Here is an 18,886-nt window from a genome sequence, read left to right as displayed (position 1 = left end):
ATACTCGATTTTAGTTAACGCTGGAGCGCCCAGCGTAATGTTTTAGCATGCTTGGCACGTCTAGAATTAAGGCTATGCCACCGTCTGAGGTAATTGTCGCCCCGGCCATACCTGGTGTGCCTTGCAGCAGCGCATCCAGAGGCTTTATGACTACTTCCTCTTGACCAATCAGCGAATCCACCACAAAGCCGACCTTTTTAGTACCAATTTGAACGATGACGACATGGCCTTCGGCTTTACGTTGAGTGCGGTCCGCACCTTTGACTAACCAATGCTCTAAATAAAATAGTGGTACAGCTTTTTCACGCACAATAATGGTGAGCTGACCATCAACAATGTTGGTTTTGGTCAAATCAAGGTGGAAAATCTCACTAACAGCCGCCAATGGCAGAGCAAAGGTTTGTTCACCAACAATCACCATCAGCGTTGGCAAAATAGCAAGCGTCAACGGTACTTTGATATCTAGACGGGTACCAACACCGAGCTGTGAGTCGATATTAATGGTGCCGTTAAGCTGGCTGATCTTGGTTTTCACCACATCCATACCCACACCACGCCCAGAAATATCAGAAATTTCCTCTTTGGTGGAGAATCCAGGTGCAAAAATAAGGTTATAGGCTTCCGTGTCACTCAACCGAGCGGCTTGGTCGTGATCAATAACCCCTTTGCTAATAGCGATTTTCTTCAGTTTTTCGGCATCCATCCCAGCGCCATCATCGTGGATGCTCAGGAGAATGTGGTCGCCCTCTTGAGAAGCCGATAAGCGCACCGTACCGGTGCGAGGTTTACCTGCTGCTTCTCGAACATCAGGCATCTCAATACCATGGTCCACTGAGTTACGTACTAAGTGCACAAGTGGGTCAGCGAGGGCTTCGACAAGGTTTTTATCTAAATCAGTCTCTTCCCCTTCAAGGACCAAGGAAATATCTTTTTGTAAGCTGCGGGCAAGGTCACGTACCACACGTGGGAAGCGGCCAAATACTTTCTTAATTGGCTGCATCCGAGTTGCCATCACCGCACCTTGTAAGTCGGCGGTGACCACGTCAAGATTAGAGATAGCCTTACCCATAGCTTCACTGTTGTTATTATTCGCTAAGGTAATAAGACGATTACGCACCAATACCAGCTCACCCACCATATTCATGATCTGATCTAGTCGTTTGGTATCGACACGCACTGTCGTTTCTGCTTGTGGCGGTGGTGCGGCTTTAGGTGCCGGTTTTTTGGCATCCCCACTGCTAGGCGGGGTGCTCCCCTTAGCCGTGCTTGGCGCTGGTTTTGCGGCCGCCGGTGCTTGACTAGGCGCTGGCGTTGCCGGCGGTGTATCTTTAGCTTTACTTTGGCTTACTGGCGCCGCAGGCTTTTCAACGGGCGCTGGCGAAGCGTCTGCCGAGCTTGCTTTAGGCGCATTGCCTTTACCATGCAGCTCATCAAGTAGCGCATCAAATTCATCTTCGGTAATGTCTTCATCATCACCACTGGCCGACTCTGATTCGCCCGAAGCGGTCGGTGCACTCTGCTGCGCAGCTCCCTGCTCGTCGGCGCTCGGCGCGGAACCATTATCGCTAATGGCACCAAAGCTGCCTGCGCCATGTAATTCGTCTAGTAGCGAGTCAAACTCATCATCGGTAATATCTTCATCATTACCGGATGCTCCAGCATCCGCTGACCCTTCACCCACAGACGGGCCTTTGCCTTGGCCGTGCAATTCATCAAGCAAGCTTTCGAATTCATCTTCGGTGATTTCATCAATCGCTTCGCCTTCGTCACTGCCAGCACTTGGCGCATCGAACAAAATATCATCGCCAAAATCATCGGCCCCTGATGCGTCATTTTCAGGCACGGGTTCGGGTTCAACAACAGGTTCACTGGGAGTTGCGGCAGGTTCAGGCACTGCAATAGGTGCCTCATCTTCGGATTCAGGTTCGCTCAGTTTATGCAATACAGCAAGTAACTCAGGGTCTGCAGGTTGCGGCTGCTCTCGTGCTTGAATAAGCGCAAACATGTCGTTAATTGTATCGAGCGCTTGCAGGATCACGTCCATCAGTTCAGAAGTAACCTGGCGCTTACCTTGGCGCAGAATATCAAACACATTCTCAGCACCATGGCAGGCATCCACCAACTCATTCATGCCGAGAAACCCAGCTCCCCCTTTAACAGTGTGGAAGCCCCGGAAGATAGCGTTGAGCAAGTCTTTATCATCAGGGTTATTTTCAAGCTCTACTAACTGCTCAGAGAGCTGCTCCAATATCTCACCTGCTTCGACTAAAAAGTCCTGTAAAATATCTTCATCTACTTCAAAGCTCATGCAGCCGCTCTCCTCTTTAGAAGCCTAAACTAGACAACAAGTCGTCTACTTCATCTTGGCCTGAGACCACGTCATCACGTGATTCTGTGTCTATAATTGGCCCTTCTGGACCTTCTGCGTTCACAGCTGGTTTTGCTTTTTGTTGTTCAACCACCGGTTCTTCACCTTCGTTGCCCGCAAACACAGTTAATAAATTAATAAGGCTGTCTTCTACCTCGCGCACCAGCTCGATTACGCGGCGAATTACTTGCCCTGTTAAATCTTGGTAATCTTGCGCCATCAGCACATTGTTAAGTAGATCGTGCAGCTCCACTGTGCTGCCTTGAGAGCGGTTCATAAAGCTATCGAGCTGATGACACAACTGCTTGAACTCACCTAATTCGAGATCACGACGCATCAATTTATCCCAAATGGGTTTAATTTGATGTAGTTCAGTGGATAGCTGCTCAGCGATGGGCAAACTGGCTTCCACGGCATCCATGGTTTTGTTTGCCGCCTGCTCGGTCATTTCCATCACATAATTAAGACGCTGCTTAGCATCGGGAATGGCTTCTTGCGTGAGGTCGTTCAAGCGCGTATCGAGTTGGAAATTCTTCAACGACTCGTGAAGCTGCCGCGTCAACTTGCCAACCTCAGCAAACAGTTCGGACTGTTCCTTGGAAGCAGCATCGAGGATCAGCTGATCGGCTTTCTCCTGCTCACCTTGCTCAAGAAACGATACAAGCTGTTTGGCTTGCTCTAGGGTAATGTGAGGTGCAGCGGGAGCTGACATAAACCTCTCCTTCTCGGTTAACCTAAGCGCTCAAATACTTTATCCAGCTTGGTTTTTAATGTAGCTGCGGTAAAGGGCTTAACAATGTAACCGTTCACGCCAGCTTGGGCAGCGGCAATGATTTGTTCTTTCTTCGCCTCTGCAGTTACCATCAGTACTGGAATGTGCTTTAAGCTGTCGTCGGCGCGAATTGCACGGAGCAAATCGATACCCTGCATACCTGGCATGTTCCAATCGGTAACCACAAAGTCAAACTCTTGGTTTTGCAACATGGGCAGCGCGGTACTACCATCGTCCGCTTCTTGCACGTTGGTAAAGCCTAAATCACGCAATAGGTTTTTAATGATTCTTCTCATAGTGGAAAAGTCATCGACCACGAGAATTTTCATGTTTTTATCCAAAGTATCCTCCAGTGAGGTATGAACCTTTATTCTTACTACTAATTGACCCAGTCATTGACTTTCGCTTTGAGCTTAATCATTGCCTGACCATGTATCTGACTCACACGGGACTCACTTACGTCCAGTATTTGCCCAATTTCTTTTAAATTCATTTCATCGTTATAATACAACGATAATACCAATGCATCACGCTCGGGGAGAGAATTAATTGCCGCTACTAATGCTTGGTTAAAGCGTTCATTGTGAACGCTGATGTAGGGCCGCCCCGTTTGAGATTGTTCACAGCTCGGGGTGAGTACATCTTCATCGACACCTAAGTCTTCGATACCGAGCACTTTAGAGCAATTAACATCGTTTAAAATATGATGGTATTCATCGAGCGAAATATCAAGTTTTTCAGCTACTTCAACATCCTTTGGTTCCCGACCTAGGGAGGTTTCTAATTCATGTACAGCGGTAGCTACAGCGCGGCTATTGCGATGTACCGATCGTGGAGCCCAATCTCCTCGTCGTACTTCATCAAGCATCGCACCACGAATACGAATACCAGCAAACGTCTCGAAACTGGCGCCTTTACTGGCGTCAAAGGTTTTTGATGCCTCAATGAGGCCAATCATGCCGGACTGAATGAGATCATCGAGCTGCACACTCGCCGGCAGTCGAGCCAGCAAATGACATGCAACACGCTTGACCAGCGCGGCATGGCGCTCGACCAGAGTGTTTAATTGTAATTGATCTTGATATCCAGCCACTTTATTCATAAATCCGAACAACAGTTAATTATTGACCAGCTTTTCAATGAAGAACTCCAAATGCCCCGATGGTTGATTCGGGGTTGGCCACTTTAATGCCTTGCCAGCGAGACTTTTCAACGATACCGAAGCGGGTGAGTTAGGGAATAACTCCACAACGGCTTTCTGGCGACGCGTTGATTTTCGCATGTTTTCATCATAGGGCACGGTGGCCACTAATTCGAGCGCCACATCTAAAAATCGGTCGGTTACTTTGGAGAGTTTGGCAAATAAGTCTTGCCCTTCACGCTGGCTGCGTACCATATTGGCAACGACTTTGAATTTGTATACGCCATGTTCACGACTAAGCACCTTGATCAACGCATAGGCATCGGTAATTGAGGTTGGCTCATCACAGACCACCACCACAACATCTTGCGCAGCACGCGAGAAGCTCAGTACCATATCGGAGATACCGGCGGCGGTGTCGACAATGAGGACATCAAAGTCGTTATCGAGCTCGCTAAACGCACGGATTAAACCTGCATGCTCTGCAGCACTCAGTTCAACCATGCTCTGTGACCCCGATGTTGCCGGAGCAATACGAATGCCTGCAGGCCCAGTTACCAGTATATCACGCAGTTCGCACTCACCACTTAGAACATGAGAAAGGTTTTTTTCAACACGCAGACCAAGCATAACGTCACAGTTTGCCAGTCCTAGGTCAGCATCTAACACTAAGACACGTTTGCCTTGCTGACCCATGGCAATAGCTAAATTCAAAGAGACATTGGTTTTACCGACGCCCCCTTTGCCACCGGTCACGGCGATTACTTTTACGCCTTGGCTATTGTTTTGATTCATTTTTCGAAGGCCACTTGCTTGATCGTGCACTGTGTTAATCATACATTCCTACTGCCTGAGACGCCACTGTTTGGCGCCCTGCTGGTGCCGCTGATTTTTGTGTTTTTTGGCGTTTGATAAACAATTGTTCAGCTTTTCTAACCATTTTTTCTGAGTTAGCAACGCGAATATCTTCTGGAACGCGTTGACCGTTAGTAAGATACCCTATTGGTAAGCGATTTTGAATCGCTACACTAATAATCTCGCCTAAACTTAGACTTTCATCAAGTTTGGTGAAAATACAACCACTTAAGTCAACTTTTTGGAAGTGCCTTACGGTCTCTTGAAGCACTTCATGTTGTGCTGTGGCACTGAGCACTAAATAACTACGAATATCGACTCGCGTACTGCGCATGAGCGTGTTTAATTGCTCACTTAAACGTAAATCGCGCTGGCTCATTCCCGCTGTGTCAATTAATACTAGACGTTTATTGCGTAATTGATAAAGCACATCGGCCAATTCATTGGCATCTTTTACTTGCTTCACAGGGCAACCAATGATGCGTCCATAAGTTGCTAGCTGCTCGTAAGCACCGATACGGTATGTATCCGTGGTGATCAGCGCAACCTTGTCAGCGCCGTATTTTTGCGCCCCTAATGCGGCCAGTTTTGCAACCGTCGTGGTTTTGCCTACGCCCGTAGGGCCGACTAACGCATAGACGCCGCCATGACGTAAAATCTCATTATTGGTGGTGTGTAGCTGCTTTTGCACCATATCCAGGGCTGCACTCCATGCCTGCTTGCGCGATACATCGTCTGGTACATAACGCACCAACTGCTCAGCCACTTCAGTGTCGATGCCCATGCCCTGCAAGCGCTCGATAAAGCAGGCACGAGTTGGATCGCGGCGCGCTCGGTCCTGATGTAATAAGCCGGATACTTGATGTTCAAGAAGCTGACGAATGGCATTCATCTCATCGCGCATGGCACTGATCTCTTCGCTGTCCATGGCCTCTTGCTGTACAGAATCATTGGGCTGGCGATGTAGCTCGTCAAAACCGTCACCGTCTAAATCATCACCCATGGACTGCGCTGCAGCGCGGGCTTGAGTTGGCTCTGCTAGCGTTGGCTGCGGAGCATAGTGATTGGCCGGCGCGGCGCGATGGCGAGGCTGTTCAACGGGCTCTTCAGGCGCGCTCATATCAATACCTGATTGCGAAAACATGTCGGCGAGAGCAGCATTCTTTGGTTTCGGGCTCTGACGCTCTAACAACGCCTGTAATGAATCAGCCACACCATTGTGACTTTGCGGCTCGGGACGTTGCGTACGTGTTTGTGGGCGTACCATACGCTGCTCAGTGGCGCGCGGCTGCATTTGCTGCTGGGGAGCGCTTTTCGGTGCGGCTGCTGGGCGTTCATGGTCAATAGCAGCAACGATTTCAACGCCATCTGCAAGCTTTTTGTTCGACATGATCACCGCGTCAACACCCAGCTCATCTTTTACTTCTTTCAGTGCTGTACGCATATCTTTAGCAAAAAAGCGTTTGATTTTCATAATATTACCCTCTCACAACCGGCTTTCCGATCTATTGCTGTCCAACGGAGCTAACAATCTTAATTTGACGCTCATCGGGCACTTCTTGGTAAGACATCACCTTAAGCCCTGGGATGGTGTGCTTCACAAAACGTGATAACACTGTACGAAGCATCCCGGAGGTCAATAAGATGGAAGGTTCACCCGACATTTCTTGGTTCTGGTGGGCTTCGCTTAAAGAGGCCTGTAGCCGCTCTGCCAAGCCTGGCTCAATGCCAGCACCCTCATCTCCTGCGTTCTGAAGCGACTGATGCAACATCTGTTCCAACTCAGGCGCCAATGTTATGACAGGAATTTCTGGCGTAGCGCCAACCGCATCTTGCACAATCAAACGACGCAATGAAATACGTACCGCTGCGGTTAATACATCAGGGTCTTGGCTGCGCGGACCATACTCTACGAGTGTTTGTACTATGCTGCGCATATCGCGAATAGCAACGCCTTCATTGAGGAGATTTTGTAGCACTTTCACTATGGTCGTCAGCGGTAACACATCTGGTACTAGACCTTCTACTAGACGCGGATGGCTTTTCGCTAGCATATCAAGCAGACTCTGAACTTCTTCGTGACCCAATAGCAGTGAGGCGTTATTAGTGAGTAACTGGCTAATGTGGGTCGCTACTACCGTAGCAGCATCAACGACGGTGTAACCTAAAGACTGTGCTTCATCTTTTTGCTCTGGCTTGATCCACACCGCATCCAGACCAAAAGCCGGATCTTTGGTCGCCACACCATTGATTGGGCCAAAGACTTGACCCGGGTTGATGGCCAGTTCATCACCATGACTGAGTTCACCATCACCACTGGACACGCCCATTAGGGTAATACGATAGGCATTAGGGTCTAACTCTAAATTATCGCGAATATGAACGGGCGGCACTAAAAAGCCCAGTTCCTGTGAGAGCTTCTTACGGACCCCTTTAATGCGGCTTAACAATTCCCCACCTTGGGCCTGATCCACCAGCGGGATCAAACGGTAGCCTACCTCCAAGCCGATGACATCGACTTGCTGCACATCGTCCCAGCCCAATTCTTTTGGTTCGTCGTGGGTGGCAACATTGCTGCCAGGGCCCTGCTCAGCTTCTTGTTGCTCCTGCTCAGCAGCAAGCTTTGCCTGCTTTTGCGAATAATAAGCAATAAAACCAAGTAAGCCACCCAAGCCTAAAAACGCCACATGTGGCATACCCGGTACCAACCCCATGGTGATGAGAATACCGGATGCTATCCACAGTGCTTTGTCATTACCAAGCTGGGTTTTAACTTGCTCGCCCATATTGTGTGATTCATTTTGGCGAGTTACGACGATAGCAGTACCGATTGATAGCAACAGCGATGGCAGCTGTGCCACGAGGCCATCACCAATGGTGAGTAAGGTATACACTTCCATGGCCTGAGAAAAACTCAAGTCATGTTGGATCATACCGACGAACAATCCGCCAACGATATTGATCACTAAGATAACGATACCCGCAATGGCATCGCCTTTTACGAACTTACTGGCACCGTCCATCGAACCGTAAAAGTCCGCTTCACGGGTGACTTCTTCACGCCGCTCCCGCGCTTGCTCGGCGCTGATAAAACCCGCGTTCAAATCGGCATCAATGGCCATTTGTTTACCGGGCATCGCGTCGAGGGTAAAGCGGGCAGACACTTCTGATATACGCCCGGCCCCTTTGGTGATAACCACGAAGTTGATAATAATTAAGATCAGAAAGACAACCAGACCCACGGCATAGTTACCGCCGATCACCACCGAGCCAAAGGCTTCAATTACTTTACCGGCCGCATCCCCGCCTTGGTGGCCCTCTAATAACACCACCCGCGTACTGGCAACATTAAGCGCCAGACGCATAATGGTCGCGACTAAAAGCACCGCTGGGAACATACCAAATTCAAGCGGTTTCATGGTGTAGACCGTAACTAACAGTACCACCAAGGCCAGCGCAATATTAAACGAAAATAGAATATCCAGTAGAAATGGCGGCATAGGTAATACCACCATTGCCAGTGCAGCAAGCACCAACAGCGGCGTACCTACGCCTTTTGCATATTCTTTTTTATCGCGATTAAGCTGGGTGAGAACGGCCTTAAAATCCATAAATGCTACAGCAATAAATTGACACTGCAGTCATCAAAGCAAGGAGTAGGCCAGTTTTTTATATCTTATATTTCAGTTGGTTAATACTTGAATTCATCAGGAATAGGTAGTTTGTCTGCCAGTTTAGACGGCCGGCGACCGCGTCCTTTTTCAAAGCGTTTCAGCTGATACACATAGGCCAACACTTGCGCGACGGCGGTAAATAGCTGCTCGGGAATTTGTTCGCCTACTTCAGTGGTATGATAGAGCGCCCGGGTTAGCACTGGAGACTCTACCAGCGGGACGTCATTCCCCTTGGCTATTTTACGAATTTGTAAGGCCATTTCATCGGCCCCTTTCGCCAATACTATTGGCGCACCGGCTTTTTCAGTATCGTATTTTATCGCTACCGAGAAGTGTGTCGGGTTGGTTACCACCACATCCGCATCAGGCACATCTTGCATTTGCCGACGTTGTGACATTTCCCGCTGGGTTCGCCGAATACGCGCTTTGATCTGCGGGTCACCTTCGGAGTTTTTATACTCGTCTTTAACTTCTTGTAAGGTCATCTTCAACTGTTTGTGGTGGTTATGCGCCTGATAAGGCACATCCACCGCCGAGACAACAATCATGGTGCAACTCAATGCTAGAAACATCCAGGCAATAATTTCCAACGCGTGAGCTATATTGTTCGGTGGCGTTTCGATACTCAAATGCAGGATTTCGTAAAAATACATTTTGATCAGAAACACCGCACACGCTGCAACTAGCCCGAATTTGAGCAGCGCTTTTATCAGTTCAACTGCTGCTTGCGGCCCAAGTATACGTTTGAACCCTTTCATCGGCGACATCTTACTGGCTTTGGGTGCCATCGCTTGCCATGAAAAGTTAAACCCGCCAAGCATGGTATTACCAATAAACGCGGCGATAACTATAACCAGTACAAACATGCTCATGGGATAGAGCAATGAATCCGCTACCGCCCCCCATGCCGCAAACATCTTGGTGGTGTCATAAGTTTCGTTGCGACTGAGCGATAGCATTCGCTTCATGACTGTGTGTAAACCACGACCAATATCGGGGCCATAAATGAGCAAAGAAACCGCCGACATAATCAATACAAAGGTGGTACCCAACTCTTTTGAGCGTGCTATTTGGCCCTTTTTCTTCGCCTCTTGTAGCTTTTTCGGCGTGGGCTCTTCGGTACGTTCTTGACCTGAATCTTCTGCCATAACAACTCCTAAGGACTACAGCCTGCCATCGAGCAAAGTAGCTCAACCATGCGTAACCACTGCGCCTCAAACTGCGCCATGAAGTTTCCTAAGGTTGCCCAGATAATGGTTAACCCCGCCACTAGGGTGAAGGGAAAACCAATTGAGAAGATATTTAATTGCGGTGCCGCTCGCGTCATCACGCCAAAAGATAAATTAATGACCAACATGGCAGTCAGCGGTGCCAACGCCAATACCAAAGCGGTGGTAAACATCCACCCGCCCCAGGTAACGATATCCCAGTAGTGATCAACCGCCCACCAAGTGCCGTCGATAGGGACCGCGATAAAGCTGTGTACAATCATTTGGATCATCATCAAATGACCGTTAAAAACAAAAAATAATAAGGTGGTGAGAATTAAATAGAACTGCCCCACCGCCGGCACGCTTAGGCCATTTGAGGGGTCAACCACCGAGGCAAAACCCAAGCCCGTTTGCATTGCTAAGATTTGCCCGGCGAGAATGAAGGTATTCAATAATAACTGCGAGGCAAAGCCCATAGCCACACCAATGAGCAGTTGTTGCAGCACCACAAACACCATTTCCAACGAAAACAGGTTGGTGAACTGAGTAGGAGGCAATACCGGCACCGCAACAAAGGCAATCACCAAGGCCAAGCCAAGCTTAATACGCGAAGGGACATTACGTGCCCCTATCCCTGCCATGACCATCAACATTGCCAGTATACGGACTAAGGGAAGTAAGTAGTCACTTAGCCACTGAACAATGACGGCAAAGGGGTATTCCATGGTTACCCCGCGATTTCAGGTATCGACAGCACTAAGCGGTTAAAGAAGTCCATAAGTTCCTGCGTAAACCAGTGGCCACCGATAATAAGTGCACTTAGGGTGACGAGCAAACGAGGTAAGAAGCTCAAGGTTTGCTCATTGATTGAGGTCGCCGCTTGGAATACCGCAACAATCAAACCAACAATCAAACTAGGGACAATGATCGCCGACACCAGCTTTATCACCAAAAATAAAGCATCACTGAGAATATCGACAAAAATGCCCGGCTCCATTGTTACACTCCCAACCCAAAGCTACGTGCCAAGGTGCCCATTACCAGTGACCACCCATCCACTAATACAAATAGCATAATTTTAAAGGGTAAGGAGACAATCATGGGCGAGAGCATCATCATACCCATGGCCATCAAGACACTCGCCACGACTAAATCGACGATCAGAAAGGGAATGAAAAACATAAAGCCAATAATAAACGCGGTCTGTAATTCGCTGGTAACAAATGCGGGGATCACCACGATAAAAGGTGTGTCCGCAGGCGAGTCTAGTTTTTCATAACCGGCTATTTGCGCAAAAGTTTCTAAATCTTTTATCCGTGTTTGTGAAAGCATAAAAGCCTTCATCGGCTGCTTAGCGGCTTCCAGCGCCTGCATAGAGGACATTTCTTCGTCTAGGTAAGGCTGAATCGCTTGGTCATGCACCTGATTGTATATCGGTGCCATAATAAAAATACTCAGAAACAAAGACATGCCCAGCAGCACTTGGTTCGAAGGAGTTTGTTGCAAGCCGATGGCTTGGCGCAATATCGCCAACACCACAATAATACGGGTGAATGAGGTCATCATAATAACGGCGGCAGGGATAAAGCTCAGCGCCGTCATAATCGCTAATACTTGCAAGGTGACTGAGTAATCCTGCGTGCCGTCGGCGTTGGTGGTTACGGTCACGGCGGGAAGCCCTTGCTCTGCAAAAGCAGTCGGGCTTAAAAGCATAGCAAAAAGAAGTATTAGCCAGTATTTCATTATCTTAGGTCTTTTTTTTAGTATTGAGTATGTGGCTGAGTTGCTTTGCCAGTGGCGCCATCTCGCGCTCTTTGAGCGGCGTTTCCAGCTCATATAAGTAATTGATGGCACCTGGCGTAACGCCTAATAAATGTTGCTTATTATCGATTTCTACCACCAGTAGCCGCTCTTTAGTCCCCAGTGGCAAAGTGCGTATAACTTTAAAATCGTCATTATTGGCCATATTCGGATTAAAACGCTTAAGCATATAAGCTAATGCGATAATTGTCCCGACCACCAACAACAGCGACAACAACATAGACATAACATTGAGATTAAGCCCCGCGCCAGGCTGGGCGGCACCATTTTGCGCATAAACGGGAAGTGCCACGAGGGCAAAAAGCGAGGCCAATGCTCTCATCGTAGTTTTTTGATCCGCTCTACTTGGCTAATCACGTCGGTTAAGCGAATACCAAACTTATCGTTCACCACCACCACTTCACCGTGCGCAATCAAGGTGCCATTCACTAATACATCCAATGGCTCGCCAGCAACGCGATCAAGTTCAACCACTGAACCTTGGTTAAGCTGTAGCAAATTTCGGATATTGATTTTAGAGCGGCCCACTTCCATAGAAATGGTCACCGGAATATCTAAAATGGTATCCAGCTTACGCTTTTCCTCTGGCGTGACCTCATCACGCTCTTCGGAGAGCTCGTCTAGCTCTGCAACCTGGGCATCGTCGCCACCGCCTTGTTCACCTTCTTCGGCTTCGGCTAGGGCTGCGGCCCATTCATCCATGGTATCTTGATCATCACTCATTACATACAACCTCTGTTGCTAGGCGCGCATGCGCGCACCTTTTTACCAATCTAAATCTACGCCTTCACTTAAATGCAGATCTTCCTCAAGCTCGGCTAATTCAGCATCTGAGTCGAGCTTCTTACCGCCTTTCGTAAACACATGAAGTTCCGACTTCACCGATTCTGGGCGTTTAATCTTTTCACTAATTTGCAATGCCACCATATCCCGAGAGCGGCCCATCTTAGCGCGGAAGGTCGGCAAATCTTCAACAAACACAGTGATATGCTCAGGCATTTCTACTGGAATAATGTCTCCAGCTTTGAGCTCCATAATCTGCTCAAGACTCAAGTCTACCTCTAATAACCGTGTCGATAAGTCGACTTCAACATCCATGATTTCATCGCGCAGCGCTTTAGACCAGCGTAAATCAGTGTCTTCAGTATCAGACTGTACACCGGCATCAAGCAGCTCACGGATGGGTTCCAACATGGAATATGGTAGGGCAATATGGAAGTCGCCACCGCCACCATCAAGCTCAATATGGAACGAGCTGATCACCACCACTTCAGTGGGGCTGACAATATTGGCCATCGCCGGGTTTACTTCCGAGTCTAAATACTCAAACGACACATCCATGACCGGAGCCCACGCTTCTTTGTAATCCTCAAAGATGATTTTCAGCAGCATCTGTACAATACGGCGTTCGGTAGGGGTGAATTCACGACCTTCAATTTTGGCATGATAACGGCCATCACCGCCAAAGAAGTTGTCTACCAATATAAATACCAGCCGCGCTTCCATAGTAATCAGCCCGGTGCCTTTTAACGGGCGAAAGCGCACCATATTCAAACTGGTGGGAACAAACAAGGTGTGAATATATTCACCAAATTTAATCATTTGCACGCCGTTGATGGACACTTCAGCGGTGCGACGCATCATATTAAATAAGCTGATGCGCATATGTCGGGCAAAGCGCTCATTGACAATCTCAAGCGTTGGCATACGCCCACGGACAATACGATCTTGTGAAGAAAAGTCATACTGCAGCGCGCTCTCGCCACTGGCACTGGCACCCTCGGAGGTATCCTCTTCTTCGACATCGTCTACCCCGTGCAGTAGCGCGTCAATTTCGTCTTGAGATAATAAGTCGCTCACATCTACCCCTTACTGCATTACAAAGCCGGTAAAGAGCACTCGCTCTACGACTTTCGAACCCTCTACGCCTTCGAGGGCTTGTTGTACTTGCGTAAGCGCTTCGTCACGCAAAGATTCTTTACCTGCTGCAGTGCTTAGCTCATCGGCATTAGTACCGGCGAACACACTTAATAATGTGCCTTCAATAAGTGGAATATGCTTTTTAGCGGCCTCTTCGTTCCCTTCGCCACGCACTAATAGCTGTACTTTAATTTGTACTATGCGATCACGTGCAGCGCCCGGTACATTGAATACGAAAGGACGAGGCATACCCACATACAATGCACTGCCAAGCTGTGCACTCGGTGCTGCACCACCTTGCTCTGATGCACCACCTTGCTCTTGTTCCAGTGTAGCAGGCGCCGGGTCGTCGCCCCCAGCAAACAGGAAGTAGCCTGCACCACCACCGACTAATAGCACTACAACAGCAATGATTATAATCAGTTTTTTCTTTGAGCCGCCGCCTTCTTCTATTTGCAGGTCGGTTTGCTTATCATCGGCCATAGGTTGCCTCGAATAGAATCACTTAACTGTATAATAGCAATAGTTATTACGCATAGAAATCAATTCCTTGTTCCATTGGCGCGTTTTTCTGCTGTTGCTCTAAGCCATGGTTTTCATCATTGCTTGCTTGCTCTGTCAATGGGCCATGCTCGCTGCCTTGACCTTGTTCACCATCGTGCTGCGCACTTTGCTGATTTTGCTGCTCGACGTTGGTATCACCCAAAGATAACCCCTGCTGCGCTAGTAGATCTCTTAATCGCGGCATCGCCTGCTCTAGCGCTTCTTTAGCTTGTTGATTTTGCACTACAAAATTAACATGTGCTTGTTCTCCCTCACTGCGTACCCGCACTTGCATACTTCCTAGCTCCGGTGGATCAAGACGGATTTCGGCTTCTTGGTTATTGAGGTTAAGCATCATATTCACGCGCTGCTGTATTTGCTGCGCGGCGTCGTTTTTAGTGATATTAATTGCTTGCAGTAGTGCCGGATCCAGCGCCATACGCTGAGTTTGCCCTTGAGCTTGGCTGTGCTGCGTACTTTGCATGGCGGCTTGTTGCACCTGCTGCCAATGAGCAAGGTCCGCCTCAATTGCACTGCTGAGCTCGGTATTGCCTTGCGCGTGCGCCACTAATGCACTGGCAAGCTGGGTCACTTTAGACTGAGCGCTCAAAGCACTGGCTGAAGGTTGAGCGCTCTCTCCTTGAGTACCTTTACTTGGCGAAACCGCTTTATCCCCTGACTCAGCCATAGGCTCGGTGCTGAATTTACTCGCTGATAGATTAGTTTGCTTATCCCCTTGTGGCTGAGCCGCTTTCATTTGTGCATCGCCCAACATTGGATTAACCGCTGCTTGAGTCGTTTTGCTGGCACTGGGCCCGCCTTGGTCGGCTTCAACTTTGGCTGCTGCCAATATATGCTGAGTTTGAGTTTGAGTTTGGGATTGGCGTTGCTGTTGCTCTGGGTTTAATGACCCTGGCACCGCGCTCGCGGTACTATTTTTTGCATCAGACTTAGCAGCCTCTGCACCAAGGGCTTTGCCACCAGCGAGTACTTTATTCAGTTCTTGCTGAACATCACTGGCAACCTTAGTTGAATTATTTAGTTTGCTGGCATCCTCAGCACTGCGTGCTGCTACACTCTCGGCTGGACGCTGCACCTGTTCACTGGCTTTTGCCATTGATAATTCTTTGGCTTGCACGGCAATACGTTCAGCATCGCTCAGGCCTGACTGCCCTGGGGGGGCCACTAACTGATTCAGTTGTGTCTCTATGCTAGCCAAGGCTTTTGCGTCTATCCCTGCTGCCGAGGCCATTTGCTGTAGTTGCACACTCAACTCACTGCGCTGTGCCGGCGTTAAACGGGCAAGCGATTGTTTAAGCTCGATTGGCAGCTTAGCAATAAAGTCGACATCAATATCATCACTGAACCCGGTACCATTAAGAGCACTGCCCACTTCTTTGGCAACCGCAGAAAGCTCCGTGCTCATCGATAATTGCGCAAAAAGTTGCTGATAAAAGTCATCTTCACTAGCCGCTATAGGAGTCGTCTGCGCCACCTCTTCGCTAGGCTGCGCTGCATGACTAGGCGGCTCAGCGCCATCAGCTGCATCACCCTCGCCATCCAAGACCGTTGCTGATGGTTCTTTATCACTACTTTGCTCGTTAACCTTTTCCGCTGATTTATCAACACTTTGTTCGGTTTCTTGAGTATTTTTTTGGGGCTCTTTTGAATCACTTTTTTGACCCACAAAGCCACCAATGGCCTGCTTTTCATCCTCTGGGGAGCGCTTCACACGGTCTTGGCGTTGCTGCTCTTGAGAATAGAATTGCGCAAACTCTTTCTCACCAGAGTCGTAAGTGGATGAAGCCCCCTTATCTTGGCTCTGTCCCGATTGGGGAAGGACAATTACTGATTCTACCTGTGTCATCATATGACCCCTTCAAAGGTGGCAAAGCAGTGCCGCTTTGCAAGGTTAACTAAGCTTTTAGAAAATTACAGCAAGTTACATACCAGTTTCGCCTGAACGCCGTCGGGCATAAAACTGATTGGTAGCGAATTCATCCAACATTTTTTGCTCTGCTTTCGCTAACTTCGCTTGTTGCTTAATTTTTTCTTTTTCAATTAACTTGGCTACGGCTTCAGTACGTACCCGCTGTTGACGCCATTGTGATTGGTGCTGCTCGGTGACTCTGTGGGCAGTTTCAACCACCTGTGTTTGCTGCTCAATGGCTTGGTCTATTTTGCTGATGAAGTTTTGGTAGTGACTAAATCCAGCGCTGGATAAACCGGCCTGTGCCTTTTGTGTCAATTGTGCAAAATACTCTTGGCGAAACTGGTTAAGTCCATTGAGCTTTTGCTGATGAGACTGCCAGTGCTGTTGCGCGCCTAGAAAGTCAGCACGCAGCTTCTCTTCTTTATCCGATTCAAGTTTATAAAGCAGCGCCAGCTTAGCCATGGTTACCTCCCTGCCCTAGTAAATTGGCTAACGACGTTAAACACTCATCGTAAGGCACCACATCCTTCATTCCCTGGCGTAAAAAGTTATTAATACGCGGCATCATATCAATGGCTTGATCGAGTATCTGATCGGTGCCTTTTTGGTATGCGCCCAGGGTGATCATGTCTTTGTTTTCATTGTACATTGCCACCACTTGCTTGATTAACCGCGCTTGCTGCATATGTTGCTCTGAGACCACTTGCGGCATGACTCGACTAATCGATTTTTCGATATCAATGGCCGGGTAATGGCCACTGTCGGCAAGCTCTCGTGAAAGCACAATATGGCCATCTAAAATAGCTCGTGCGGCATCAGCAATCGGGTCTTGCAAATCATCTCCCTCTGACAACACCGTGAAAAAGGCAGTAATGGCGCCTTGGCCTTCACCGCCATTACCCGCACGCTCAATCAGAGCAGGTAGCTTGGCAAACACCGAAGGGGGATAGCCTTTAGTGGCGGGTGGTTCACCAACGGCGAGCGCTATCTCCCGTTGCGCCATGGCATAACGAGTGACCGAATCAAGTAATAACAATACATTGAGGCCTTGGTCGCGAAAATATTCGGCAATAGTGATGGCGCTTTCACAGCCTTTTAGACGCATCAATGGCGATGCATCAGCCGGCGCGGCCACCACCACAGAACGACGGCGCCCTTCTTCACCCAGTATTTCCTCGATGAATTCTTTAACTTCACGGCCACGCTCACCCACCAAGCCAACCACAATAACATCGGCCGCGCTGCCTCGGGTCATCATCCCTAACAATACCGATTTACCCACGCCACTACCGGCAAACAAGCCCATACGTTGGCCTTGACCTACGGTGATAATAGAGTTGATAGCACGCACGCCTACGTCCATGGGTTGGCTTATTTGTCGCCGTGCTAAAGGATTGATGGTGTTTTTGGCAAAGTGAGTAAACTCCTCGCAGCGCAGTGGCCCGAGTCCATCTAAAGGGCGCCCCAATCCATCGACCACACGTCCGAGTAAGTTCATCCCGACGGGCAGCCCTTGCTGCTTGTGTTGAGGGATAACGCGGGCTCCTGGCAACACCCCAGAGATACGGTCATTGGGCATTAAATAAAGCACGTCGTCGTTAAACCCCACCACTTCGGCATCGACTAAGCCTTGGTTCGTTTCGACCTGACACTGGCTACCCAGCGGTGCTTGCAGCCCTTTTGCTTCAAGGGTCAGGCCAACAACGCGGGTCAAGCTCCCCGCTACCGCGACCTGAGGTTGATGGATGTGTTTACGCTGCTGGTGCAAACGCTCACTTAATGAAGTTGTCATGATTTTGGCTCATCACGCACATGGACACCGCTGTCGTGCAAAAACGGTTCCAGTACTTGTTGGATTCGCAACCCTAATGTGAAATCGATAGATGAACGCTGTTGCTTGATTTTACAATCACCGCGCGCCAAAGTCGGCTCACCTAGTAGCTGCCAATGACGATTATCCAACTCGGTATCACTGAAGTGTGACGTCACTATCGCTAAATCATCTGGATGGAGGCTGATTTGGCACATTGCCTCATTACTTGGCAAGGCTTCGGTTGCCGCGCGAAGCGCATTTAAAATAGTGTCGGGGTTGGTTTTTAACTCACTCAAGGTAATGGCTTTGGCTAACTCGCTGGCGAGAAAAATCAGCTCATGTTCAACCTGCTCATCAATGTGTTTGGCGGGTTCATCAAGCGCTTCTAACGTGCTTTTTAACGCCTCCAGTTGTTCGTCAATAATGGGCTTCGCATCTTCGAGCCCTTGCTCTTTGCCTTGCTTTAGCCCTTCTTGGAACCCCGCTTCTTTGCCTTCACTGGCACCTTTATCAAATCCATCAACGTAGCCTTGTTCATGCCCCTGTTTGAGGCCTTCTTCGTAGGCGTCTTGGCGAATTTGCTCTAACTCTTCAAGGGTTAGTTTAGGAAAGTCGGTCTCCTCAGGAGTCTGGATCTCTTCGCCATCGCGGTGCTCATCTTCCTCGACATGCTTTTTGTAAAGCTGTTCGAGCGGTGTCCCAAAGGCGGTTGAACGCCCTTGGTATTTCTTTGGGTCGGCACTGACATCTGGAATAGGCCAGTTCTGCAGCAGCTCATCGGCTGCCTCACTGGCGTCTAATCGTTGCCCACGACGTAATTTTGACTCACTCATGG

19 protein-coding genes are annotated in these 18,886 nt (G+C 48.9%); all 19 read right to left on the bottom strand.

The features are described 5' to 3' along the window. Positions 1-10 precede the first annotated feature (10 nt). The 19 genes from W04_RS13135 to fliH all read right to left on the bottom strand — a co-directional run bounded on the left by W04_RS13135 (position 11) and on the right by fliH (position 18,884). On the bottom strand, positions 11-2,308 hold the full coding sequence (locus tag W04_RS13135; RefSeq protein ID WP_053911143.1) for a chemotaxis protein CheA: 2,298 nt from the start codon (positions 2,306-2,308) through the stop codon (positions 11-13). A gap of 16 nt (positions 2,309-2,324) precedes the next feature. Beyond that, complete coding sequence (locus W04_RS13130; protein ID WP_022946904.1) at positions 2,325-3,080, bottom strand: protein phosphatase CheZ; 756 nt, start codon at positions 3,078-3,080, stop codon at positions 2,325-2,327. A gap of 17 nt (positions 3,081-3,097) precedes the next feature. Further along, complete coding sequence (cheY, locus tag W04_RS13125; RefSeq protein WP_010560568.1) at positions 3,098-3,481, bottom strand: chemotaxis response regulator CheY; 384 nt, start codon at positions 3,479-3,481, stop codon at positions 3,098-3,100. A gap of 38 nt (positions 3,482-3,519) precedes the next feature. Next, entirely contained in the window at positions 3,520-4,242 is a 723-nt protein-coding gene (locus W04_RS13120) for an RNA polymerase sigma factor FliA (protein ID WP_053911142.1), read from the bottom strand. Between the two features lie 15 nt (positions 4,243-4,257). Further along, on the bottom strand, positions 4,258-5,118 hold the full coding sequence (locus W04_RS13115) for a MinD/ParA family protein (protein WP_022946906.1): 861 nt from the start codon (positions 5,116-5,118) through the stop codon (positions 4,258-4,260). Continuing rightward, on the bottom strand, positions 5,111-6,610 hold the full coding sequence (flhF, locus tag W04_RS13110; RefSeq protein WP_053911141.1) for a flagellar biosynthesis protein FlhF: 1,500 nt from the start codon (positions 6,608-6,610) through the stop codon (positions 5,111-5,113). Before flhF ends, W04_RS13115 begins: the two co-directional genes overlap by 8 nt. A 31-nt stretch (positions 6,611-6,641) precedes the next feature. Further along, on the bottom strand, positions 6,642-8,747 hold the full coding sequence (gene flhA, locus W04_RS13105) for a flagellar biosynthesis protein FlhA (protein ID WP_053911140.1): 2,106 nt from the start codon (positions 8,745-8,747) through the stop codon (positions 6,642-6,644). 80 nt (positions 8,748-8,827) lie between these two features. Beyond that, positions 8,828-9,958, bottom strand: coding sequence for a flagellar biosynthesis protein FlhB (flhB, locus tag W04_RS13100; RefSeq protein WP_022944828.1), 1,131 nt, complete (start codon positions 9,956-9,958; stop codon positions 8,828-8,830). Positions 9,959-9,966: 8 nt separating this feature from the next. Then, positions 9,967-10,746 (bottom strand): flagellar biosynthetic protein FliR, encoded by a 780-nt coding sequence (fliR, locus tag W04_RS13095; RefSeq protein WP_022944829.1) that lies wholly within the window; start codon positions 10,744-10,746, stop codon positions 9,967-9,969. 2 nt (positions 10,747-10,748) lie between these two features. Beyond that, a complete protein-coding gene (gene fliQ, locus W04_RS13090) occupies positions 10,749-11,018 on the bottom strand; it encodes a flagellar biosynthesis protein FliQ (RefSeq protein WP_022944830.1) in 270 nt (89 codons plus the stop codon). Between the two features lie 2 nt (positions 11,019-11,020). Continuing rightward, positions 11,021-11,764, bottom strand: a complete 744-nt coding sequence (gene fliP / locus W04_RS13085) for a flagellar type III secretion system pore protein FliP (protein WP_022944831.1) — start codon at positions 11,762-11,764, stop codon at positions 11,021-11,023. A 4-nt stretch (positions 11,765-11,768) separates the two neighbouring features. Beyond that, positions 11,769-12,164: a flagellar biosynthetic protein FliO gene (gene fliO / locus W04_RS13080; protein ID WP_022944832.1), complete on the bottom strand. Its 396-nt coding sequence runs from the start codon at positions 12,162-12,164 to the stop codon at positions 11,769-11,771. Further along, entirely contained in the window at positions 12,161-12,565 is a 405-nt protein-coding gene (fliN, locus tag W04_RS13075) for a flagellar motor switch protein FliN (protein ID WP_022944833.1), read from the bottom strand. Before fliN ends, fliO begins: the two co-directional genes overlap by 4 nt. A 42-nt stretch (positions 12,566-12,607) precedes the next feature. After that, positions 12,608-13,702 (bottom strand): flagellar motor switch protein FliM, encoded by a 1,095-nt coding sequence (gene fliM, locus W04_RS13070; protein ID WP_022944834.1) that lies wholly within the window; start codon positions 13,700-13,702, stop codon positions 12,608-12,610. A 9-nt stretch (positions 13,703-13,711) separates the two neighbouring features. Continuing rightward, complete coding sequence (gene fliL, locus W04_RS13065) at positions 13,712-14,245, bottom strand: flagellar basal body-associated protein FliL (RefSeq protein ID WP_053911139.1); 534 nt, start codon at positions 14,243-14,245, stop codon at positions 13,712-13,714. Positions 14,246-14,291: 46 nt separating this feature from the next. Next, the gene (locus tag W04_RS13060; RefSeq protein ID WP_082342236.1) at positions 14,292-16,175 is read right to left on the bottom strand and encodes a flagellar hook-length control protein FliK; all 1,884 of its coding nucleotides are present in this window, start codon (positions 16,173-16,175) and stop codon (positions 14,292-14,294) included. A gap of 72 nt (positions 16,176-16,247) precedes the next feature. Next, a complete protein-coding gene (fliJ, locus tag W04_RS13055) occupies positions 16,248-16,700 on the bottom strand; it encodes a flagellar export protein FliJ (protein ID WP_053911137.1) in 453 nt (150 codons plus the stop codon). Continuing rightward, positions 16,693-18,030: a flagellar protein export ATPase FliI gene (gene fliI / locus W04_RS13050; RefSeq protein ID WP_053911136.1), complete on the bottom strand. Its 1,338-nt coding sequence runs from the start codon at positions 18,028-18,030 to the stop codon at positions 16,693-16,695. Before fliI ends, fliJ begins: the two co-directional genes overlap by 8 nt. Next, the gene (fliH, locus tag W04_RS13045) at positions 18,027-18,884 is read right to left on the bottom strand and encodes a flagellar assembly protein FliH (protein WP_053911135.1); all 858 of its coding nucleotides are present in this window, start codon (positions 18,882-18,884) and stop codon (positions 18,027-18,029) included. The genes fliI and fliH overlap by 4 nt, the downstream gene beginning before the upstream one ends. Positions 18,885-18,886: the final 2 nt, after the last annotated feature.

This window comes from Pseudoalteromonas sp. SW0106-04, from assembly GCF_001293805.1.
In the GTDB taxonomy this organism is placed as follows: Bacteria; Pseudomonadota; Gammaproteobacteria; order Enterobacterales; family Alteromonadaceae; genus Pseudoalteromonas; species Pseudoalteromonas ruthenica.
This window is presented reverse-complemented; position numbering and strand designations above follow the sequence as displayed.